Annotated in this window: 18 protein-coding genes; 9 read left to right on the forward strand and 9 right to left on the reverse strand. The window is 68.8% G+C overall.

The window, feature by feature from the left end:
• Window positions 1–166 precede the first annotated feature (166 nt).
• From bluB to H0X95_RS32975, 3 genes are all read right to left on the reverse strand, one after another.
• Complete coding sequence (bluB, locus tag H0X95_RS32965) at window positions 167–910, reverse strand: 5,6-dimethylbenzimidazole synthase (RefSeq protein ID WP_060213844.1); 744 nt, start codon at window positions 908–910, stop codon at window positions 167–169.
• 171 nt (window positions 911–1,081) lie between these two features.
• Complete coding sequence (locus H0X95_RS32970) at window positions 1,082–2,080, reverse strand: 2-hydroxyacid dehydrogenase (protein WP_034200943.1); 999 nt, start codon at window positions 2,078–2,080, stop codon at window positions 1,082–1,084.
• 30 nt (window positions 2,081–2,110) lie between these two features.
• Window positions 2,111–3,094: a LysR family transcriptional regulator gene (locus tag H0X95_RS32975; RefSeq protein WP_006484979.1), complete on the reverse strand. Its 984-nt coding sequence runs from the start codon at window positions 3,092–3,094 to the stop codon at window positions 2,111–2,113.
• A 779-nt stretch (window positions 3,095–3,873) separates the two neighbouring features.
• Here H0X95_RS32975 and H0X95_RS32980 point away from each other — a divergent pair.
• Window positions 3,874–5,085, forward strand: coding sequence for a pyridoxal-phosphate-dependent aminotransferase family protein (locus H0X95_RS32980; RefSeq protein WP_006484921.1), 1,212 nt, complete (start codon window positions 3,874–3,876; stop codon window positions 5,083–5,085).
• A gap of 37 nt (window positions 5,086–5,122) precedes the next feature.
• Here H0X95_RS32980 and H0X95_RS32985 read toward each other — a convergent pair whose 3' ends face one another.
• Window positions 5,123–6,058, reverse strand: a complete 936-nt coding sequence (locus tag H0X95_RS32985) for a helix-turn-helix domain-containing protein (RefSeq protein WP_006484916.1) — start codon at window positions 6,056–6,058, stop codon at window positions 5,123–5,125.
• Between the two features lie 134 nt (window positions 6,059–6,192).
• Here H0X95_RS32985 and H0X95_RS32990 point away from each other — a divergent pair, with 134 nt between their 5' ends.
• Complete coding sequence (locus tag H0X95_RS32990; protein WP_006484958.1) at window positions 6,193–7,083, forward strand: DMT family transporter; 891 nt, start codon at window positions 6,193–6,195, stop codon at window positions 7,081–7,083.
• A 133-nt stretch (window positions 7,084–7,216) separates the two neighbouring features.
• Here H0X95_RS32990 and H0X95_RS32995 read toward each other — a convergent pair whose 3' ends face one another.
• The gene (locus tag H0X95_RS32995; RefSeq protein WP_006484942.1) at window positions 7,217–8,431 is read right to left on the reverse strand and encodes an MFS transporter; all 1,215 of its coding nucleotides are present in this window, start codon (window positions 8,429–8,431) and stop codon (window positions 7,217–7,219) included.
• Between the two features lie 335 nt (window positions 8,432–8,766).
• Here H0X95_RS32995 and xdhA point away from each other — a divergent pair, with 335 nt between their 5' ends.
• The 4 genes from xdhA to H0X95_RS33015 all read left to right on the forward strand — a co-directional run bounded on the left by xdhA (window position 8,767) and on the right by H0X95_RS33015 (window position 13,909).
• Entirely contained in the window at window positions 8,767–10,353 is a 1,587-nt protein-coding gene (gene xdhA, locus H0X95_RS33000) for a xanthine dehydrogenase small subunit (protein ID WP_196446362.1), read from the forward strand.
• A gap of 18 nt (window positions 10,354–10,371) precedes the next feature.
• A complete protein-coding gene (gene xdhB / locus H0X95_RS33005; RefSeq protein WP_163124949.1) occupies window positions 10,372–12,735 on the forward strand; it encodes a xanthine dehydrogenase molybdopterin binding subunit in 2,364 nt (787 codons plus the stop codon).
• Window position 12,736: 1 nt separating this feature from the next.
• Complete coding sequence (gene xdhC, locus H0X95_RS33010) at window positions 12,737–13,405, forward strand: xanthine dehydrogenase accessory protein XdhC (RefSeq protein WP_059721614.1); 669 nt, start codon at window positions 12,737–12,739, stop codon at window positions 13,403–13,405.
• Between the two features lie 102 nt (window positions 13,406–13,507).
• Entirely contained in the window at window positions 13,508–13,909 is a 402-nt protein-coding gene (locus H0X95_RS33015; RefSeq protein WP_006484912.1) for a hypothetical protein, read from the forward strand.
• Between the two features lie 45 nt (window positions 13,910–13,954).
• Here H0X95_RS33015 and H0X95_RS33020 read toward each other — a convergent pair whose 3' ends face one another.
• From H0X95_RS33020 to H0X95_RS33030, 3 genes are all read right to left on the reverse strand, one after another.
• Window positions 13,955–14,899, reverse strand: coding sequence for a LysR family transcriptional regulator (locus H0X95_RS33020; RefSeq protein ID WP_006484931.1), 945 nt, complete (start codon window positions 14,897–14,899; stop codon window positions 13,955–13,957).
• Window positions 14,900–14,968: 69 nt separating this feature from the next.
• Window positions 14,969–15,607, reverse strand: a complete 639-nt coding sequence (locus H0X95_RS33025) for a DsbA family protein (protein ID WP_006496694.1) — start codon at window positions 15,605–15,607, stop codon at window positions 14,969–14,971.
• A 94-nt stretch (window positions 15,608–15,701) separates the two neighbouring features.
• The gene (locus H0X95_RS33030; RefSeq protein WP_034200941.1) at window positions 15,702–17,144 is read right to left on the reverse strand and encodes a TAXI family TRAP transporter solute-binding subunit; all 1,443 of its coding nucleotides are present in this window, start codon (window positions 17,142–17,144) and stop codon (window positions 15,702–15,704) included.
• 431 nt (window positions 17,145–17,575) lie between these two features.
• On the opposite strand from H0X95_RS33030, the gene H0X95_RS33035 reads away from it, so the two are divergent.
• Window positions 17,576–17,941, forward strand: a complete 366-nt coding sequence (locus tag H0X95_RS33035; protein ID WP_006489437.1) for a BON domain-containing protein — start codon at window positions 17,576–17,578, stop codon at window positions 17,939–17,941.
• Between the two features lie 135 nt (window positions 17,942–18,076).
• Entirely contained in the window at window positions 18,077–20,167 is a 2,091-nt protein-coding gene (locus tag H0X95_RS33040) for a D-(-)-3-hydroxybutyrate oligomer hydrolase (protein ID WP_196446363.1), read from the forward strand.
• 213 nt (window positions 20,168–20,380) lie between these two features.
• Here the strand turns inward: H0X95_RS33040 and H0X95_RS33045 are convergent, their stop codons facing one another.
• Window positions 20,381–20,698: a hypothetical protein gene (locus H0X95_RS33045; RefSeq protein ID WP_080431277.1), complete on the reverse strand. Its 318-nt coding sequence runs from the start codon at window positions 20,696–20,698 to the stop codon at window positions 20,381–20,383.
• Window positions 20,699–20,782: 84 nt separating this feature from the next.
• On the opposite strand from H0X95_RS33045, the gene H0X95_RS33050 reads away from it, so the two are divergent.
• Complete coding sequence (locus H0X95_RS33050; protein ID WP_012492918.1) at window positions 20,783–22,618, forward strand: S10 family peptidase; 1,836 nt, start codon at window positions 20,783–20,785, stop codon at window positions 22,616–22,618.
• Window positions 22,619–22,869: the final 251 nt, after the last annotated feature.

Below are 22,869 nucleotides of genomic sequence, written 5' to 3' on the forward strand. Positions count from 1 at the left end.
GGCGGGGGGGAGGCGAAGGTCAGCCGCGATTCTACTTCAGTGAAAACCCCTATGCTTGGGGCCAGAACGCTTGTTGCCGGCGTGCGACGAGGCGGCGACCGGGAAGCTCACAGTGTGGGATTTGGGCGGTGTCAGGGCCGGGATGATGGCGACCGCCGGCCGTCGATCACGCGATGCGTCCGGACGACCGGTCGGGCATCGCGTCCGGGGTGTGCTTCGTTTCGCTGTCCGGGCCTGCGGGCGACGCAGCCGAATCGGCCCCATCGATGGCCGCCGGAGCGTCCCAGCCGTTCTCGAACAGGCACGCTTCGATCGGCATCCGCGCGGCCCAGCGTTCTTCCTCGAGCATCGGCTTCGCATAGAACGCATCGACGTGCCCGACGCACAGCACGGCGATCGGCTTCGCGCCGTCGGGCATCCGCAGCAGCGTGCGCACCGCATCGACGTCGAACAACGACACCCAGCCCATGCCGAGCCCTTCCGCGCGCGCGGCGAGCCACATGTTCTGGATCGCGCACGCGGCGGAGGCCAGATCCATCTCCGGCAGCGTGCGGCGGCCGAACACGTGGCGTTCGCGGCCGTCGGCGAGCGCGACGACCAGCAGCTCGCCGCATTCGCGCACGCCCTCGACCTTCAGTCGCATGAATTCGTCCTGGCGCTCGCCGAGGGCGTCGGCCGTCGCGCGGCGTTCGGCCTCGACCAGCGCGTGAATCGCGGTGCGCAAGGCGGGATCGGTGATGCGGATGAAGCGCCACGGCTGCATGAAGCCGACGCTCGGCGCGTGGTGCGCCGCGCGCAGCAGGCGCGCGAGCACGGCCGGATCGACGGGCGCCGGCGTGAAGTGGCGCATGTCGCGCCGTTCGAAGATGGCGCGGTAGACGGCGGCGATGTCGGAATCGTCGAAACGCATGAGCGGCGAAGGCAGGGATGACGTCGGCGCAACGATAGCAGACGGCGCGCGCGAAACGTTACTTCATTCGAAACAATGCGCGGAATTGTTGACGAAGAAAGGGGTGGTGCGCGGCATGGGGCGCAAGCAAACGATTGCGGATGCGCTGCGGGCCGTCGAATTGGCCGTTTCTCAGCGATTTGCCGTCACGACGTTCTGCGGCGCGCCCGCATGCCACGCCTCGATGTTCAGCAGCGTCGTGTGCGCGATCTCGGCCAGCGCCTCGCGCGTGAAGAACGCCTGGTGCGACGTGACGATCACGTTCGGGAACGTCAGCAGGCGCGCGAGCACGTCGTCCTGCAGCGGCAGGTCGGAGTGATCCTCGAAGAACAGCCCGCTTTCCTCCTCGTACACGTCGAGCCCGAGATGGCCGAGCTGGCCGTTCTTGAGCGCGTCGACCAGCGCCTGCGCATCGACGAGGCCGCCGCGCCCGGTGTTGATCAGCATCGCGCCGTGCTTCATTCGCGCGAGCGTCCGCTCGTTGATCAGGTGGTGTGTCGACGGCAGCAGCGGGCAATGCAGGCTGACGATGTCGGCACGATGCAGCAGTTCGTCGAGCTCGACGTAGCGGGCGCCGAACGCGATCAGTTCGTCGTTGTACGGCGGCACCGAATGCGCGAGCACGTGCATCCCGAAGCCCATCATGATCTTCGCGAACACGCTGCCGATGATGCCGGTGCCGATCACGCCGACGGTCTTGCCGTGCAGGTCGAAGCCGAGCAGGCCGTTCAGCGAGAAGTCGCCTTCGCGGGTGCGGGCGACGGCGCGCGGCAGGCGGCGGTTGAGCGCGAGGATCAGTGCGACCGCGTGCTCGGCGACCGCGTGCGGCGAATACGCGGGCACCCGCACGACCGCGATGCCGAGCCGCTCGGCGGCGGCGAGGTCGACATGGTTGAAGCCCGCCGAGCGCAGCGCGATCAGCCGCGTGCCGCCGTCGGCGAGCCGTTCGAGCACGGCCGCGTCGACGGTGTCGTTGACGAACGGGCAGACGACGTCATAGCCGTGCGCGAGGATCGCGGTTTCCGCGTCGAGGTGCGACGGCTGGAAGTGCAGCCGATAGCCGAACGGCCGGTTGGCGGCGGTGAACGAATCGTCGTCGTACTGCCGGCTGCTGAACAGGATCACGCGCACGCTGCACCTCCGATGGCTGACGCGCGCAGTTTACTGCAGGCCCGTGACGATGTCGGAACGTTCGGGGCCGCGCACCGGCCGCAGGAAGCCGTAGTCGGTGTGGTCGCGGGCGGACGGCGCGCTGAAGTGCTCGAGCGCGTGCTCGACGAAGCTGCGCGTGCGGGCCGGCACGTACTGGCGGTTCGGATAGACGAGTGACAACTGCGCGTCGGGATCGTCGATCCGGTAGCCGGCCATCAGCCGCACGAGCGTGCCGTGGTTGAGGGCATCGGCCACGCACGGCTCGGGCAGGATCGCGATGCCGGCGCCGGCCACGGCCGCCGCCTGGACGAGCGCGAGCTGGTTGACGGTGCAGGCGGGGCGCACCGTGACCGAATGGGCGACGCCGTCGTGGCCGACCAGTTGCCACGTCGGCGCGTGCTGGTGCGGCGCGAGCGTGACCCAGTCGTGGCCCGGGAGGTCGTCGGGCACGCGCGGCTCGCCGCGGCGGTCGAGATAGGCCGGCGCCGCGCACGCGACGAACGGGTTCGGCGCGAGGGCATGGCCGATCAGCGACGGGTTGCCGTCGAGCCGGGTGCCGGTGACGATGCCGACGTCGTAGCCCGAATCGAGCACGTCGAGCGGCCCTTCGGCGACGGTCAACTGCACGCGCAGCTCCGGGTAGCGGTGCCGGAAGCTGCTGACGAGCGGCGTCAGCGCCAGCGGCGACAGCAGCCCCGACGCGACGACGCGCAGCGTGCCGGCCGGCTCGCGCACGGCATGCGCGACGGACGATTCGAGGTGATCGAATTCCTCGAGCAGCGCGCGGCAACCATCGAGGTAGCGCACGCCGGCCTCGGTGAGCGACAGGTTGCGCGTGGTGCGATGGATCAGCCGTGTGTTCAGGTGGCCCTCGAGCATCGCGATCGAACGCGTGACGAGCGCATTGGACACGCCGAGATGGTGCGCCGCGCGCCGGAAGCTTTGCTGCTCGGCGACGCAGACGAATACACGCATGGTCTGAATCTGGTTCATGGCTTGCGTATTTCTGGCCCGGTTGATTGATTTTGGTTGTGATTTTTTGCCACGCAACGTCGAAAACGCATCGCGCGGCCCCAGTTCGCTCTCGTATCGAAAATGAGATTTTCGATTCCGCAGACAATTGTTAAATGCGGAACCGATATCCGTCAACCTGAGAAAACGGGCGGCTTGCGTAAAATCGAAATCGCGGGTACCGGTTTAAGGTTGCAATGCAGCAAGGACGTGCGCTGGAAAACCGTCGCGGTATTCGAATATGCGTCGCTGTTTCGAGGATTCCATATTCCAATCAATGGGTTGGGGTAAATTGCGGCGCGCCGGGGCACGGCGAATTCGGGAGTCGTTCCCCAATACATACCGCAATGGTGGATGTTTTTTCCACGTTCGGATTTTGTGTATCGAATTCGCTCCGCGATTTGTATCAGGTGGTCGGTGTATTTCGTTCGGTCCACGAAAGGCGCTGAACCACCGGTTTCGAAGAATCGTTTCGATATTGGCCGAGAAAATCGCGCGTCCGGAACCCGAATGGAACCGTTTCGCACCCGGCAGCCAATCGTTTTTTCAATCCGGAAGGCCATCGCGCGCGCGGTGCGCGGCCGGCTGGCCCGGTCCGGCGACCGGGCCAGCGTCGCGCTGTCCGCACGTGCGTGCCTCTTGCGCGAGGCGGCGGAACGCGGAATGATCGATCAGTTCGCTGCGCCGTGCCACGGGCGCGGTGCTGCGGGCGCAGTGCCGCGGCGCGTCCGGGCACTTCCTTTCCTCATCTTTTTCCAGCCATGTCCATCGATTACTCGCCGATTCCCTGTCCCGTCGTCGTGCCGCTCGACGCGATCCTGCCCGAAGAACCGCTGCTGATGATGGGGGCCGGCCCGGTCCCGATCCCGGCCGCGGTGGCCAAGGCGAACACGATCGTGATCAACCACCTCGGCGCGACGATGGCGAAGATCATCGAGCAGGTGAAGGAGATGGCGCGTTACGTGTTCCAGACCCGCACGAAGTGGGTGCTCGGTGTCGCGGGCCCCGGTTCGGCCGCGATGGAAATGGCGATCTCGAACCTCGCATGGCGCGGCACGCGCGTGCTGTCGATCCGCAACGGCTTCTTCAGCGCGCGGATGGCCGAGATGGCCACGCGCGTCGGCGCCGACGTCGCGACGCTCGAAGTGGCCGATCGCGCGGTCGCGAGCCTCGACGAGATCGCCGACGCGATCGCGCGCGAGCGGCCCGAGATCGTCACGATCGTGCAGGGCGAGACGTCGAACACCGTGTGGAACCGCGACCTGCGCGACATCGCGGCGCTCGCGAAGGCGGCCGGCGCGCTGGTCGTCGTCGACGCGGTGTGCACGCTGTCGACGATGCCGCTCGAGATGGACGCATGGGGCATCGACGCGGTGATCACCGGCGGCCAGAAGGGGCTGTCGTCGATCCCGGGCGTGTCGCTGATCGCGTTCTCCGACGCCGCGTGGGAGCGCATGAAGAATCGCCCCGAGCCGAATGCGCACTGGTGCCTCGACATGGCGCTCGCGGAGAACTTCTGGCACAACGCCGGCTATCACTACACGGCGCCCGTGTCGGGCGTGCTCGCGCTGCACGAGGCGCTGCGGCTCGTCTGCGCGGAGACGCTCGAGAGCCGCTTCGCGCGCCACCTGCGCTGCTCGCTGGCGCTCCAGGCGGGCGTCGAATCGATGGGGCTCAAGCTCTATGCGCCGAAGGACTGCCGGCTCAATTCGGTGGTCGGGATCGAGACGCCGGAAGGGCTCACGCCCGGGATGGTCTGCGGCCATATCTCGAAGCAGTACCAGGTCGAGATCTCGGGTTCGTTCGGGTTGCCGATCGTGCGGATCGGCCAGATGGGCGAGCAGTGCCGCGAACACAACCTGTTCCGCACGCTGCATGCGTTCGGCCGCACGATGGTCGACCTGAAGGTGCCGGTCGACCTGCCGGCCGGCGTCGCGGCGCTCGAGCAGGAACTGTCGCGGCGCGGCGCGTAAGCGCGACGCCGCGACGAAACGAGGAAGCGGGCCGCGCTCAGCGGCCCTGCATCGCGCGCCGGTACGTATTCGGCGTCGTGCCGTGCGCGTCGCGAAAGCGATGGCTGAAGTGGCCGGCGTTCGCGTAGCCGCAGGCGGCCGCGATCTGCGCGAGCGGCAGTGCCGTCGTGCGCAGCAGCTCGCGGGCGCGGGCGAGCCGTTGCTCGGCTACCCACGCGTGCGGCGCGCGGCCGAACGACAGCCGGAACATCCGCGAGAAATGGTATTCGGACAGCGCGGCGACCTCGGCGAGTTCGCCGAGCGTCAGCGGCTGCGTGAGATACGTGTCGATGTAGTCGCGCACGCGGCGGCGCACGGCCGGCGCGAGCCCGCCGCGGAACGACGTATCGGTGCGCGTCGTGCTCTGCCCGCGCAACAGCAGGCTCAGCACGTCGTGCGCGGTCTCGTTCACGCGCAGCCGCTCGTCGGCATCGTCCCAGCCCTCCAGCGCGAGCGAGCGCAGCAGCGCGGCGACCCGGGCATCCTCGAAGTAGGTGCGATCCGCGAGCTTCAGCTCGCGTGGCTCGCGATCGAGCTCGCGGATCGCGCGCTGCGTGAAGTGCTCGGGCAGGAAATACAGGTGGACGAAATGCATTTCGCCGCGCACCCACCAGCGCGATTCATGGTCGCCCGGCAGCGCGCACAGCAGGCTCGGCGCGCCGTAGCGCGGCACGCGCTGGCGCTCGGTCCGGTAGCCGCCGTCGAGATAGCACGACAGCGTGTGGTGGCCAGGCTGCTCGTAGACCGTCTCGCTTTCGTCGGTGATCCGCGTCCATTCGGCGATCGCGAGATGGTCGCCGAGCCACGCGAAGCGCTCGAGCGTCGCGTTGGCGTCGGCGAGCGTGCGGCAGACCGATTGCAGGCCGAACGGCAGATCGCCGCCGGCCAGGGCGGCGGCGCGGTCGATGGGCGGGGCGCAGAGGGAGAAGCTCATGATGCGCCGAGTATAAGCGGGCGCGCGGCGACGCGTGCGGCGCGCCGAAAAAGACCGCAATTCCGGACAATCGGCACGCGCCGTGCGGCGGCATAGTCGGGATCCCGATTCACCCGATTTTCCGGATTGCCGCCATGAACCTGTCGCTTTATTTCGTCACCGTGCTGATCTGGGGCACCACCTGGATCGCGATCAAGTGGCAACTCGGCTCGGTGCCGCCGCCCGTATCGATCGCGTGGCGCTTCTGGCTCGCGGCCGCCGTGCTGTTCGCGCTGCTGCGCGTGATGCGCCGGCCGGCGCGCCCGCCGCGCGAAGCGTGGCGCTTTCTCGTCGCGCAGGGCTTCGCGCTGTTCTGCCTGAACTTCCTGTGTTTCTACTACGCGGAGCAGGTCGTGCCGAGCGGGCTCGTCGCGGTGATCTTCTCGACCGCGCCGCTGCTGAACTCGATCAACGGGCGGCTGTTCATGGGCCGCCCGCTGCGGCCGTCGGCGATCGCCGGCGCGCTGCTCGGCCTGACCGGCATCGCGTGCCTGTTCTGGCAGCAGATGGCCGGCCATCTCGACGACCACGCGACCTGGACGGGGCTCGCGATCGCGTTCGCCGGCACGATGTGCTTCTCGGCGGGCAACCTGCTGTCGAGCCGGATGCAGTCGATGGGGCTGCACCCGCTCGCGACCAACGGCTGGGCGATGCTGATCGGCGCGGCGATCCTGACCGTCGGCAGCGCGCTGGCCGGGATGCCGTTCACGCCCGACATGAGCCCGCGCTATCTCGGCGCGCTCGTGTACCTGGCCGTGCCGGGCTCGGTGATCGGCTTCACCGCGTACCTGACCCTCGTCGGCCGGATCGGGCCGGAGCGCGCCGCGTACTGCACGGTGCTGTTCCCGATCGTCGCGCTGGCCGTGTCGACGGTGTTCGAGGGCTACCAGTGGTCGCCGCTGGCGGTGATCGGGCTGCTGCTCGTGGTGGCCGGCAATCTCGTCGCGTTCGACCTCACGCGCCGGCTGTTTCTGCGCACGGCCTGATCGGGCCGCGCGGCCGCCGTACCCGGTCGACGGATGACGAAACGCCCGCATCGCGCGGGCGTTTTCTTTTGGCCCGGCGGCGGTGCGACGTTCGCGACCGGCCGCCGGGCTGCCGGGCACGGTGCCGGCGGGATCAGGCCGCCGCGCCGCTGCCCGCCACGCGCGCCTGCCGCTGGTACAGCATCATCGACAGCGCGACGCCCGCGGCGGCGGCCACCGCCGCGAACAGGAACACCTGGGGATAGCCGAACGCGCCCGCGACATAGCCGGCGAGCGGGCCGGTGATGCCGAGCGACAGGTCGAGGAACACCGAGTACGCGGACAGCGCCGCACCGCGGCTCGCGGGTGGCACGAGCGCGACGGCTTCGACGCCGAGCGCCGGGAAGATCAGAGCGAAGCCGAAGCCCGTGAGCGCCGCGCCGACGAGCGCGACGTGCGGCACCGGCGCGAGCCACAGCAGCACGAGGCCCGAGCATTCGAACGCGAACGACACGATCGCGACGCGGAAGCCGCCGTAGGTCTTGATCGTATTCGCGAACAGCAGGCGCGCGCCGATGAACAGCGTGCCGAATACCGTCAGCGACAGTGCGGCGTTCGGCCAGTGGCGCGCCGCGTAGTACAGCGTGACGAAGGTGGCGATCGAGCCGAAGCCGGCCGACCCGAGCGCGAGGCCGAGGCCGTGCGGCAGCACGCGCGTGAACACGCTCGCGTACGACATCCGTTCGCCGTGCACGAGCGGCACCGGATCGATCAGGCGGGCGAGGTAGAAGCCGAGCGCGGCCAGCGCGATGACGATCACGCCGATCAGCGCCGGATTCAGCGTATGCGCGATCGCGACGCCGACCGGCGCGCCGAGCGCGAGCGCGCCGTAGGTCGCGATGCCGTTCCACGAGATCACCTTCGCGTTGTGCGCGACGCCGACCCGGCCGATGCCCCACAGGATCGCGCCGGTGCCGCACAGGCTTTCGCCGACGCCCAGCACGAGCCGGCTCGCGACCAGCAGCACGAGGCTCGCGACCGGCCAGTGCGCGAGCAGCAGCGCGACGAGCAGCAGCACGCCCGACACGCCGCAGCCGATCAGCCCGCGCAGCACCGTCTGCTTCGGCCCGAGCGTATCGGCGAGGCGCCCGGCGAGCGGCCGCGACGCGAGCGTCGCGAAGTACTGGACGCTGATCGCGCCGCCCGCGACGATCGCGGAAAAGCCGAGGTCGTCGTGGACGAAGCCCGGCAGCACCGCGAGCGGCAGGCCGATGGTCAGGTAGCAGATGAACGTGAAGCAGACGACGGACACGATTTGCAGCGTGACCGCGAGCCCGCTGCGCGGCGGTGTGGCGGAATCGGTTGACATGGGGTCGGAACGAGTGGTGAAACGAACGGAAAACGGCGGAAAAGGGAATCGGGATTTTCCCATGGAACCGGTTTTCCCGCAGGTACCATTTAGTTAATCGAACCTTGTTCTGGCGGATCACGGACGGTCGCGGGCGATCAGGGCGGGCCCGGGCGCACCGTGCGACAAGGCTGTCGGCCGGCGCGGCGCGCATATCGCGGCAGTTATATGGGCCGCATGCGTGATGGGCTATGGGTTGCGGAATTTGACGGTGATAGCGTGCAAACTGTCAGAAAAACGTCGGTCGAGCGCTCCGCGCAGGCCGCCTTGCCCCCCATTTGAAGAACCATCGAGACATGAGTGAGTCGATCCGCTTCTACCATCGTCACGCGATCCGCGAAGTCAGCGGCGCGGACGTGACCCGCACCGTGCTGCAATACCTGCGCGAGGACGCGCATTGCACCGGCACCAAGGAAGGCTGCGCGGAAGGCGACTGCGGCGCGTGCACGGTCGTCGTCGGCGAGCTGACCGACGCCGGCGCGGTCGAGTTCAAGGCCGTCAACGCGTGCATCCAGTTCCTGCCGACGCTCGACGGCAAGGCGCTGCTGACGGTCGAGGACCTGCGCCAGCCGGACGGCACGCTGCATCCGGTGCAGCAGGCGATGGTCGACTGCCACGGCTCGCAATGCGGGTTCTGCACGCCCGGCTTCGTGATGTCGATGTGGGCGCTGTACGAGAAGCACGGCCACGAAGGCTGCGGCAGCGCGTGCGCGAAGGCGAAGGACGTGCCGACGCGCACCGAGATCGCCGACGCGTTGACCGGGAACCTGTGCCGCTGCACCGGCTATCGTCCGATCGTCGATGCGGCGGTGCGGATGTTCGATGCGACCGGCGAAGGTGCGGCCGGCGAAGGCGCGCCGGCCCCGTCGGCGCCGGTCGACACGGCCGCGCTGGCCCGCACGCTCGCGTCGCTCAAGCGCGACGACACGTTCGACTACACGACGGTCGACGGTGCACGCTTCGCGGCGCCGCGCACGCTCGACGCGCTGGCCGCGCTGAAGGCCGAGCGTCCCGACGCGCGCATTCTCGCCGGCAGCACCGACATCGGCCTGTGGGTCACCAAGCAGATGCGCCGGCTCGACGACCTGATCTACGTCGGCCAGATCGCCGAACTGCAGCGGCTCGCGGAGCGTGGCGACTGGATCGAGATCGGCGCGGGCGTGACGGTCGAGAAGGCCTATGCGGCGCTGGCCGGCACGTATCCGGAGCTGACCGAGATGTGGAAGCGCTTCGCGTCGCTGCCGATCCGCAACGCGGGTACGATCGGCGGCAACGTCGCGAACGGCTCGCCGATCGGCGATTCGATGCCGGGACTGATCGCGCTCGGCGCGCGCGTGGTGCTGCGCGGCGGCGACACGGTGCGCGAGCTGCCGCTCGAGGCGCTCTACACGGGCTACCAGCAGAAGGACATGGCGCCGCACGAATTCGTCGTCGGCCTGAAGGTGCCGACCCGCACCGGCGCGCGCGAACAGCTGCAGTTCCGCACCTACAAGCTGTCGAAGCGCTTCGACTCGGACATCTCGGCCGTGTGCGCGGCATTCGCGTTCATCGCGGACGGCGACACGATCCGCGAGCCGCGCATCGCGTTCGGCGGGATGGCCGCGACACCCAAGCGCGCGACCCACACGGAGGCGGTGCTCGACGGCGCGCAGTGGCACGAAGCCACCGCGCAGGCCGCGATGCAGGCGCTCGAGCGCGACTACCAGCCGCTGTCGGACATGCGCGCGACGAGCGGGTATCGGCTCGATACCGCGAAGAACCTGGTGTACCGGTTCTGGCTGGAGACGCGTCCGCACGACCCGCTGCCGCCGCAAGCCCTGAACGTGCGTGAAGTGGCCGCCGAAGCCGGCGCCGACGTTGCCGATGCATCGGCGCGCGTCTGAAGACGGAGAATACCGAACATGAACCAGCAAGCAGAACCGTTCCTGAGCACCCTCGACCCGCAAGCCGACGCCGCGCAGGTGCACGTGTCGCGCGCCCACGAATCCGCCCACCTGCACGTGAGCGGGCGCGCCACCTACACCGACGACATTCCGATCGTCGCCGGCACGCTGCACGCGGCGCTCGGGTTGTCGGCGAAGCCGCACGCGAAGATCGTGTCGATGAACTTCGACGCGGTGCGCGCGACGCCGGGCGTGGTCGCCGTGTTCACGGCCGACGACATTCCGGGCGTCAACGATTGCGGTCCGATCATCCACGACGATCCGGTGCTCGCGAAGGGCGTCGTGCAGTTCGTCGGCCAGCCGATGTTCATCGTCGTCGCGACGTCGCACGACATCGCGCGGCTCGCCGCGCGTCGCGCGCAGGTCGACTACGAGGAGCTGCCGGCGATCCTGACCGCGCAGGAAGCGCGCGCGGCCGAAACTTACGTGATCCCGCCGCTGAAGCTCGCACGCGGCGATGCGGCCGCGCGGCTCGCGGTCGCGCCGCACCGCGAGTCGGGCGAGATGCTGCTCGGCGGGCAGGAGCAGTTCTATCTGGAAGGGCAGATCGCGTACGCGGTGCCGAAGGACGACGACGGCATGCACGTGTATTGCTCGACGCAGCACCCGAGCGAGATGCAGCACCTCGTCGCGCACGTGCTCGGCGTCGCGTCGCACAACGTGCTGGTCGAATGCCGCCGGATGGGCGGCGGGTTCGGCGGCAAGGAATCGCAGTCGGGCCTGTTCGCGTGCTGCGCGGCGCTCGCCGCGTGGAAGCTGCTGTGCCCGGTGAAGCTGCGCCCGGACCGCGACGACGACATGATGATCACCGGCAAGCGGCACGACTTCCATTACCGCTTCGACGTCGGCTACGACGACGACGGCCGCATCGACGGCGTCGCGCTCGACATGACGTCGCGCTGCGGCTTCTCGGCCGACCTGTCCGGCCCGGTGATGACGCGCGCGGTGTGCCACTTCGACAACGCGTACTGGCTCGGCGACGTCGACATCGCCGGCTACTGCGGCAGGACCAACACGCAGTCGAACACCGCGTTCCGCGGCTTCGGCGGCCCGCAGGGCGCGTTCGCGATCGAATACATCCTCGACGACATCGCTCGCTCGCTCGGCCGCGATCCGCTCGACGTGCGCTACGCGAACCTGTACGGCAAGACCGAACGCAACGTGACGCCGTACGGGCAGACGGTCGAGGACAACGTGCTGCAGGAGCTGCTCGGCGAACTCGAGACGACGAGCGACTACCGTGCGCGGCGCGCGGGCGTGCGCGCCTTCAACGCACGCAACGCGGTGCTGAAGAAGGGCATCGCGCTCACGCCGGTGAAATTCGGCATCGCGTTCAACGTCACGCACTTCAACCAGGCCGGCGCGCTGGTGCACATCTACACCGACGGCTCGGTGCTCGTGAACCACGGCGGCACGGAGATGGGGCAGGGGCTCAACACGAAGGTCGCGCAGGTGGTCGCGCACGAGCTCGGCATCCGCTTCGGCCGGATCCGCGTGACGGCGACCGATACCAGCAAGGTCGCGAACACGTCCGCGACCGCCGCGTCGACCGGGTCGGACCTGAACGGCAAGGCCGCGCAGGATGCGGCGCGCCAGTTGCGCGAGCGACTCGCGGTGTTCGCGGCGAAGCAGTTCGGCGACGGCAAGGTCGATGCGGCCGACGTGAAGTTCGGCAACGACGTGGTGTGGGTCGGCGGCCATGGCGTGCCGTTCGGCGAAGTGATCGCGAAGGCGTACCTCGCGCGCGTGCAGCTGTGGTCCGACGGCTTCTATGCGACGCCGAAGCTGTACTGGGACCAGTCGAAGCTGCAGGGCCGGCCGTTCTATTACTACTCGTACGGCGCGGCCGTGTCGGAAGTGGTGATCGACACGCTGACGGGCGAGATGCGCACGCTGCGCGTCGACGCACTCCACGACGTGGGCGCGTCGCTGAACCCGGCGCTCGACATCGGCCAGGTCGAAGGCGCGTTCATCCAGGGGATGGGCTGGCTCACGACCGAGGAGCTGTGGTGGAACCAGGGCGGCAAGCTGATGACGCATGCGCCGTCGACGTACAAGATCCCGACGGTGAACGACACGCCGCCCGAGTTCAACGTGCGGCTGTTCCAGAACCGCAACGTCGAGGACAGCATCCACCGTTCGAAGGCCGTCGGCGAGCCGCCGCTGCTGCTGCCGTTCTCGGTGTTCTTCGCGGTGCGCGACGCCGTGGCCGCGGTCGGCGACTACCGGGTGAATCCGCCGCTCGACGCGCCGGCCACCGGCGAGTCGATCCTGCGCGCGATCGGCGCGGTGCGGGCGGCGAGCGCCGCGCGGGCAGGCTGACGTGAACGGGCCCGCTCGTCCACCGCATCCCGCGTCCCACGCGTCCGCGGCTGGCTGCGACGGCGCGTGCGGCAACGCGCGGCCGTCGAACCCGCCGTTCGCGCAAGGCACCGGCCACCGCAACCGCGCGACCGGCGCGCCGGCGCCGATGCACGTCGTGCTGTTCGGCGCGGGGCACGTCGGCCACGCGCTCGTCACGTTGCTCGGCGCGCTGCCGTGCGTCGTGCAGTGGGTCGACACGCGCGACGAGCTGTTCCCGGACGAATGTCCGCCGAACGTGCAGCCGGAGCCGACCGACACGCCGGAGGCCGTCGTCGACGCGGCGCCGCCCGGCGCGTACTTCCTCGTGATGACGCACAACCACGCGCTCGACTTCTCGCTCGCCGCGCAGATCATGCGGCGGCGCGACTATGCGTACTTCGGGATGATCGGCTCGCGCACCAAGCGCGTGAAGTTCGAGCGCCGGCTCGCCGCGCGCGGCGTCGATCCCGCGCGGCTCGTGGAGATGGTGTGCCCGATCGGCGTCGCGGGCATCGTCGACAAGGCGCCGGGCGCGATCGCGGTGGCCGTCTGTGCGGAGCTGCTGCAGGCCCGCTCGGGCATGCCGGTGGCCGTTGCGAAGGCAGTCGCGGCCGGGCGCGCACGCGACGATGTGAGTTGCATGCGATAAGACGCCGACCCCGCGCGGCCGGCGCACGGCCGCGCGTTTTTGCCTACACTGCACGACAACGCGCGGCAGCGGGCCGCGCTTCATCTTAACGTGCACGCGCCCATGTCCGATCACTCCGTCTATCTCGACGCGCTCGACGCGAGCCTCGTCGCCATCGAGCGCTGGCTGTCCGGCGTCGATACCGCGCCGGCGGCGCTCGACGCGCTGCTCGCGGCGTTTTCCGGTGAATTCACGATGATCCTGACCGACGGCCGCGTGGTCGACCACGACGGCACGCGCGCGCTGTTCGCGAAGCTGGCGGGCGCGAAGCCGGGGCTGCGCATCACGCTGTCGGAGATTCGCGTGCTCGCGGCCGACGCAGCGCATGCGGTGCTCACCTATCTCGAAGCGCAGCACGCGGCAGCGGGCGAGCTGCCCGCGCGCCGCGCGACCGCCGTGTTCACGCGTGATGCGGCGGGCGTCGTGCGCTGGTCCCATCTGCAGGAAACCTTCTGCACGGCCTGAGCGGCCGCGCTGCCTGACCAGCCGCGCTTCACGCCGGCCGCGGCGTCAGCGCTTGCGCGTGCGGACGACCGTCAGCTCGTCGGACACGCTCTGCATCAGCGCGCACAGCCACGCGATGTCGGTCGGCCGATCGGGTTGCGGGTGCGTGAGCAGGTAGCTCTTGATGCGCGGGAACGGCACGGGCGGCGTGGCGACGACGAGCGGCAGCAGTTGCGCATAGTGGGTCGCGAAGCGGCGCGTCGTCGTGAAGATCAGGTCCGACTGCAGCAGCACCTGCGGCACGATGCCGAAGTACGGCAGCGTCGTCACGATGCGCCGCGTGAGGCGCGCGCGTGCCAGGCCGATCTCGATCGCGTTGCGCTTGTCGCCGGTGTACGGCGTCGGCGCGACGTGCGCGGCCGACGCGTACGCTTCGCGTGTGAGCGGTGCGCGGGCGAGCGGATGCGCGTCGCGCATCAGGCACACGATCGTGTCGGAGAACAGGTCCTGGCGTGCGAACTGCGGGTCGGGCTTCGGCCAGTTGCCGATCACGAGATCGAGCGCGCCCGATTCGAGCGCGCCCGCGTGGTCGAGCGCGGGATTCAGCGAATCGATTTCCAGATGGGCATGCGGCGCCGCGTCGCGAAAACGCTCGATCAGCGTCGGCATGAAGAAATCGTTCAGGTAGTCGGGCGCGGCGACGCGGAACGTGCGCCGCGCGGACGACGGATCGAAGTCGCCGTGCGGCGTCGCGATGAAGTCGACCTCGCGCAGCGCGCGCGACGCGGCTTCGAGCAGCGATGCGCCGTATTCGGTCGGCACCATGCCCGACTTGCCGCGCACGAGGATCGGGTCGTTCAGCGTCTCGCGCAGCTTGCGCAGCGCGGTGCTGATCGCGGGTTGGGTCTGGTTCAGCCGCAGCGCGGCCTGCGTGACGCTGCGCTCGAGCAGCAGCGTGCGCAACACGCGCACGAGCCAGATGTCGAGCGAGGCGGTACGGTCGTCGTCCATTCGTGGAGGGTGATTCGGGTGACGCGTAACCTTACCGCAGCCGCGCGTTGCCGTGCGTGATACCGGCCATCACGCACGCCCCTTCGGCAGCGTGCTGATCCGCTTGACCTCGCGCGATTCGAGCCAGTTCGGCGTGCGTGCGCAGTACAGCACCATCGGCAGCGCGTCCTCGCCCCAGAACAATTGCTGGTTCATCCAGAACGTCGGCACGCCGAACACGCCGAGCGCGATCGCGTCGGCCGTGTTGCGCGACAGCTGCGCAGCGGTTTCCTCGAATTCGATCAGCTCGTCGCCGTGGCCGACGCCGACACGTTCGCACAGCGCCGCGAAGCCTTCCGGCGTCGACGGATCGTTGCCTTCGCGCCAGATGAAACGGAACATTTCCAGCACGGTGACGATATCGGCGCGCAGCGCGATCGCGAGGCGCAGCACCTTGTCGGAATCGAACGGGTGCGCGGGCGGCATCTTGAAGCGGATGCCGAGCTGCTCCGCGCGGAACAGCGCGTGGCGGTACGTGAACACGCGCTTGGCCGGCACGTCGGCGCTCGAGCGCTGGCCCCAGTGGCGCTGCAGGTCGGGCAGCGACACGGCCACCGGGTCGAACGGCACGTCCGGCCATTTGTCGTGCTGCTCGAGCAGCAGATACGAGAACGGCGACACGAAGTCGAAGAACCAGGCGGGTTGGGCGGTATCGAGGCCGGTTGTCATGTCGTTCTCCAGAAGGTGGGGCGTGCGGCGCCTGGCGGCGGCCTCCATGTTACGCGGCGGCACGCGCATGCAGCAATGATCGCGGATCGTCCGCTCACGCGGAACCGGGAGTCGCCCGGGGGGCGTCGCCGGCCGGCGGCGCGGGGTCGGTGCGCCCCTGCGGCGCGCTGCCGGCGCCGGGCGGGCCCGCCGGCGCGTCGTGGTCGTGCGCGGTGAGCCGTTCGCGCACGAAGCCGATGTGCTCGCGCAGCACGTAGAACTGTCCGGCGTACGCGAGCGGCATCTTCATCCGGTTCACGGCTTCCTCGATGTCGTCGAGCTCGTCGAGCAGCTGGACGCGTTCCTCCGCCGTATGTTCGCCGAGCGCGCTGCGCTCGAGCGCGATCAGCGCGCCGTACCACCGGTAGATGCGCGAGCGCACGCGCCAGCCGTACAGCGACGGCACGAGCCGCAGCCCCGGAATCAGCACGACGATCAGCGGCACGACCACCACCAGCAGCCGGTCGACGAGGCTCGCGACCCAGAACGGCAGCCGCCGGTACAGGAAGGTCTTGCCCGACTTGTAGTAGCGCGCGGCATCGTCCGACAGCGGGAAGCCGCGCGTGACGGACGACGGGAATTCACCGGCATGCTGCAGGATCGTCGCGTGGCCGTGCACTTCGCGCGCGGCCTCGATCAGCAGGTCGGACAGCGCGGGGTGCAGCGAGTCGCGCGCGACGAGTTCGATCGTCGGCGCGACCGTGTGGATGTCGGCGGGCGGCAGGTTGCGGCCGAGATCGTAGACGCCCATCGGCAGCGTGATCGCGGTCAGGTACGGAAAGCGCCGCGCATACGCCTCGGCCTGCGTGAACGAATACACGTGCACGCCCGGCGCGCGGAACAGCTTCGCCATCACCGGGATCTGCGTCGAGTCGCCGGACAGGAAGGCCGCGTCGATCTTGCCGTCGAGCAGCGCGGTCGCGGCGTCCTCGCCGGCGGTCGGCAACAGCTCGGTCGGGCCGCCCGGCACGATGCCGTTCATCTTCAGCAGCGCGAGGCTCAGTTCGCGCGCGCCGCTGCCTTCCGCGCCGAGCGCGAGCCGCTTGCCCTTGAAGTCGGACAGGCGCGCGACGACCGGGCCGCGGTACATGATCGCGAGCGGCACGTAACCGATGCTGCCGAGCGACACGAGATGCTCGTCGCGCTCCTTCGGGCCGATGCCGCTCTGCACGAAACCGACGTCGACCGGCGCGTTCGGGTTCGACAGCCGCGCGAGGTTCTGCGCGGAACCTTCGGACGATTGAACGTCGAGCGTGACGCCGTTTTTTGCGAGGATCGCCTTGTATTTCTGCGCGGCGTTCCAGTACGTGCTGCCGGGCGGCCCGGACGAGATCACGAGCGTGGACGGCGGCGCCGGCTGGATCAGCTTGACCGCGAGCCAGACGGCCGCGCCGGCGAGCAGCACGGTCGGGCCGATCGACAGCGCGAGGTCGCGCCACGAGACGGCGACGAAGCGGGCGAGGATGCGGCGCGGCGGGCGAGGGCGGGCAGGCTTCATGGGATCGGCGGATGACGCTGGCGTGACGCATCGGTGACGGTCGTCGCGGGACGACGCGGATTCTCGCGGCGATGGTAACCGGTTTCCCCGCGCATGCGCGAGTCGGGCGGGCTCGCGCGGCTGCGCGGCGACGGCGGCGGGCGCCGCCGCGTCAAAAACTTTGCGCTTCCGCGGGCGCTGGATTACATTGTGCGACGCAGCCGCGCCCGATTCGCGCGCGACCCGGCACGTGATGAGACCGGGCGCGTCCGGCCGGCGGCTGTCCGGCCCGGCCGGCCCGCTTTCGCGTGCGCCGGCCGCCGGCCCGTGACGCCTCTCTCGTATCGCCGTGGAAAACACCGGCTGTCCCGCCCGTTCGCGCGCGGGCCGGCTGTTTTTGGGGGTATCCGGCCGTACTGTGCACGGCCGTTCCGGAGTGATAAGGAGATAGCATGAAGTCGATCGTGTTGAGAGCGTTGGGCGTCGCCGCCGTGGCGGCCTGTCTGTCGGGCAGCGTGTATGCGCAGTCGAGCGACGCAGCGGCAACGGAAGCGCCGGCGGCCGCGACGAGCGCGCCGAAGGCCGCCGCGAAAACCGCGAAGAAGGCGAACCGCAAGCTCGGCTACGCGGTGCGCAAGGCCATTACGAAGGCCGGCGGCATCGACGTGGCGAACATCGTCGTGCGCTCGAAGGGCGGCGCGATCTCGCTGGAGGGCACGGTGCCCGACCAGGCACAGATCGACAAGGCGGAAGAGGCGGCCAAGAGCGTGAAGGGCGTGACGTCGGTCTCGAACAAGCTGACGGTGCAGCAGCAGTAACGCCGGGCGGCGGCGCGCGAGCGCCGCGCACGCCCGTTCCAGGCGGGCCCCGGCATGCCGGGGCCCGTTTGCGCTTCAGAGGCCGAAAGCCGCGCGACGCGGCGGCGGACCGATAACGATATCGAGAGGGCGGCGATGACGAAGCTCGGGTGGGGCAAGCGGGTGGTGTGGGGAGCGGCGCTGGCCGCGGTCGCGATGCTCGGCGCCTGCAACGGCGACGATTCGGCCGAGCGCAACCGGTTGCCCGGCTTCGTGGCCGGCAGCGTGCGCACGACGGCCTACGACGGCGCGAGCGACGACCTGCTGACGGCCGGCCTCGGCAAGACGGGCCTCGCCGCGGCGAGCGCGCCCGGCTTCGCGAACCCGGCGCGGCCGACCAGCGCGGAATTGCGCCGCCTCGCGATCTGGTCGAACTACCGCGCGCTCGTCGACATGAGCGCGAACGGCGGCTACGGCCGCTTCTGGGGGCCGAACGTCGACCTCGACGGCAACGATACGCTCGGCGAAGGCAAGATCGCCGGCACCGAATATCTCGCGTACGCCGATGACGGCAGCGGCACGAAGAACGTGACGCTGCTCGTGCAGGTACCCGCCCGCTTCGATCCCGCGCAGCCCTGCATCGTCACCGCGACGTCGTCCGGCTCGCGCGGCGTGTACGGCGCGATTTCCGCGGCCGGCGAGTGGGCGCTCAAGCGCGGCTGCGCGGTGGCCTACAACGACAAGGGCGGCGGCAACGGCGCGCATGAACTCGGCTCCGACACCGTCACGCTGATCGACGGCACGCTCGCCAACGCGGTGCTGGCCGGCACCGCGAGCCTGTTCACCGCGAACGTGACGAGCGGCGATCTCGCCGCGTTCAACAGCCGTTTCCCGAACCGCTACGCGTTCAAGCACGCGCATTCGCAGCAGAACCCGGAGCAGGACTGGGGGCGCGCGACGCTGCAGTCGGTCGAATTTGCGTACTGGGCGCTCAACGAACAGTTCGGACCGGTGATCGACGGTACGCATCACGGCGTGCGCTATCGCGCGGGCGACATCACGACGATCGCCGCGTCGGTCAGCAACGGCGGCGGCGCGTCGCTCGCGGCGGCCGAGCAGGACAGCCGCGGCTGGATTACCGCGGTCGTGGTCGGCGAGCCGCAGATCAACGTGCGGATGGCGCCGAATGCGGTGGTTCGCGCGGGCGGCCAGCCGGTGCCGTCGTTCGGCCGGCCGCTGGCCGACTACGCGACGCTCGCGAACCTGCTGGAACCGTGCGCGGCCGCGTCGGCGTCGCTCGCCGGCGCGCCGTACCTGAGCGCGCTGCCGGCCGCGACCACGCAGTCGATCCGCACGCAGCGCTGCGCGACGCTCGCCGCGGCCGGGCTGGTGGCGGGCGCCGACACGCAGAGCCAGGCGGCCGACGCGCTCGCGCAGCTCCACGCGGCCGGCTATCTGGCCGATTCCGACCTGCTGCAGGCGTCGATGTGGGATTCGCAGGCGATTCCCGCGATCGCGGTCACCTATGCGAACGCGTACACGCGCTCGCGCGTCACCGACAACCTGTGCAACTTCAGCTTCGCGACGACGAACCCGGCGACGGGCGCGGTCGCGCCACCCGCCGCGTCGCCGATGCCTGCCGTGTTCGGGGCCGGCAACGGCGTGCCGCCGACGGCCGGCATCAATCTCGTGTTCAACAACGGCGCCAGTGTCGACCACCGGCTCGCGACGCCCGATGCGAGCTTCGCGGGCGCGCTGTGCCTGCGCCAGCTGTGGACCAACGGGATGCTCGGGATGCCCGCGAACGTCGATGCAGTGCGCGTGAACGCGAACCTGCACGGCAAGCCGGCGATCATCGTGCAGGGCCGCAGCGACGCGCTCGTGCCGGTGAACCACGCGTCGCGTGCGTACGTCGCGCAGAACGGCATCAGCGAAGCCGGGCGCAGCCAGCTGGTGTTCTACGAGGTGACCAACGGCCAGCACTTCGACGCGTTCCTGTCGGTGCCGGGCTTCGACACGCGCTTCGTGCCGGTTCACTACTACAACGTGCAGGCGTTGAACCTGATGTGGCAGCACCTGAAGAACGGCGCGCCGCTGCCGCCGTCGCAGGTGATCCGCACGGTGCCGCGCGGCGGCACGCCGGGCGCCGCGCCCGCGCTGACGAGCGCGAACCTGCCGCCGATCTCGGCCGCGCCGGGCGCGAACGCGATTTCCGTCGGCGCCGGCACGATCGACGTGCCGCTCTGACGGCCGGGCCGTCGCGCCCCCTCCCGCCAGCCGGACAGTCGTCCGGCTTTTTTATCGACGTCGCCTGGAATCGGTCCCGTACTGCCTTCCATCCGAATGGCGAGCGCTGTAACAAATTATTACTTTACGGCGATAAATCCGGAACCTAATATGCGCCGGTATTTTCACTTAATTTAATAAATTACTGATACGAGAATATTCCTTTCCGTTTAGTTAATCGATCCTTTCGGTTTTATTCAATCGGCTCGAGTCGCGATTGATCGCCGTTTCGCGATTAATCGGTGTCTCGCCGACGGGAATCGTTCGTCCGTTCGAAGTGAAGGCGCCCCAGTGGGCGGGCTTCACGGGGTGATTCTTTGTCATCGATTTCGTGCGCGTGCGAATTCGTGAAATGAATTCATATTGCCGCGAACCGTTGAATGGTCGTTTGCAATGGAATTGATTCCATTGTGCGGTTGCAAAAACATGGGTGGGGTAAATCGTGCCGGTCGGTATGCGCCGATCCGGTAAAAAACTCGGAGTGCGTCGCATAACGAATGCATTCCTGGTGCGGAGCGCCGGCGCAAATGATCCTTTGCGACCGGCGGTATTTATCGTTCTGTTCGAGAGGCAATAATGACGACACGGAAGTCCTTGAAAGACGGTTTCGCGCTATTCGGAACGACCTTGAGCGTACCGCTCGCCGCCGCGGCGGCTGCGGCGCTGCTCGTCACGGGGTGCGGCGGCGACGACGGGCCGAGCCCGAGCGCGGCGGCCGCCACCGCGGCCGCGACGTCCAGCGGCAGCACGTCGGCCACCGCCGACGCCACGACCGCCACCGCGGCCGACCAGCCGTACGTCGACACCGACGTGTACGGCACCGGGCCGAACGACGCGGTCACCGACTCGACGGAAGGCGCGGCGGTCGTGCACCGGCAGGTCGCGATCGGCGGCAAGACGATCAAGTACACGGCCACCACCGGCCACCTGACGACGATCGATCCGATCACGTCGGCGCCGAACGCGAAGATGTTCTACGTCGCGTACACGCAGGACAATCCGGACCCGTCGAAGCCGCGCCCGGTCACGTTCTTCTACAACGGCGGCCCCGGCTCGTCGTCGGTCTACCTGCTGCTCGGCTCGTACGGGCCGAAGCGCCTGCAGTCGTCGTTCCCCAACTTCACGCCGCCCGCGCCGTACAAGCTGCTCGACAACCCGGACAGCCTGCTCGACCGCACCGATCTCGTGTTCATCAACCCGGTCGGCACCGGTTACTCGACGGCGATCGCCCCGGCGAAGAACAAGGACTTCTGGGGCACCGACCAGGACGCGCGCTCGATCGACCGTTTCATCCAGCGCTACCTGACCAAGTATTCGCGCTGGAATTCGCCGAAGTTCCTGTACGGCGAGTCGTATGGCACCGCGCGCAGCGCGGTCGTGTCGTGGGTGCTGCACGAGGACGGCATCGACCTGAACGGGATCACGTTGCAGTCGTCGATCCTCGACTACGCGAACGCGCTGTCCGCGCCGGGCACGTTCCCGACGCTCGCGGCCGACGCGTTCTACTGGAAGAAGACGACGCTGAACCCGACGCCGACCGATCTCGACGCGTACATGGTCCAGGCCCGCAACTACGCGGACAACACGCTCGCGCCGCTCGCGCAGAAGCCGAACCCGCAGGACGGCGGCTTCGTGAACGTGCGGCTGAACCTGAAGCTCGCGACCGCGCAGCAGATGGGCGCGTACATCGGCACGGACCCGACGTCGCTGATCCAGACCTTCGGCAACCCGGCCGCGCTCGGCAACGTGCCGTCGTCGGACGACAACCCGCCGTACACGTTCTTCCTGACGCTCGTGCCGGGCACGCAGATCGGCCAGTACGACGGTCGCGCGAACTTCACGGGCAAGGGCATCGCGCCGTACATCCTGCCGAACTCCGGCAGCAACGATCCGTCGATCACGAACGTCGGCGGCGCGTACACGGTGCTGTGGAACAGCTACATCAACACCGACCTCAAGTACACGTCGACGTCGTCGTTCGTGGACCTGAACGACCAGGTCTTCAACAACTGGGACTTCAGCCATATCGACCCGACCGGCGCGAACAAGGGCGGTGGCAATACGCTGTACACGGCCGGCGACCTGGCGTCGACGATGAGCGTGAACCCGGACCTGAAGGTGCTGTCGGCGAACGGCTATTTCGACGCCGTCACGCCGTTCCACCAGACGGAGCTGACGCTCGCGCAGATGCCGCTCGATCCGACGCTCAAGGCGCAGAACCTGACGATCAAGAACTACCCGTCGGGCCACATGATCTACCTGAACGACGCGTCGCGGACCGCGCTGAAGGGCGATCTCGCCAACTTCTACGACGGCATCCTCGCGAACCGCACCGCGCTGCAGCGCGTGCTGAAGCTGCAGGCGCGCACGCAGCAGTTGAAGCAGCAGAAACTGCAGCAGCAGGGGCAGTAAGCGCGGCGGGCGGCGGGTGGTGCCCGCCGCGACGCGACGAAAAAGTGCACTCGCGCAATGGGGGCCGGTGCTTCCGGTCTCGTGCGTTGGTGGCGTCGCTGTTGTTCCAGATGCCCCGTGAGTCATGGACTCCCGGGGCATCGGTTTTTGTGTTCGACGGGCGTCGCCCCGGAAGTTGCGGGTGATGGCACACTTAATCCTCGAAATAGGGATTTATATCCCTTTATTGAGGATTAGGTGAAAAATCCTCA

Source organism: Burkholderia sp. 9779_493 (genome assembly GCF_015712215.1).
Taxonomy (GTDB): domain Bacteria; phylum Pseudomonadota; class Gammaproteobacteria; order Burkholderiales; family Burkholderiaceae; genus Burkholderia; species Burkholderia cenocepacia.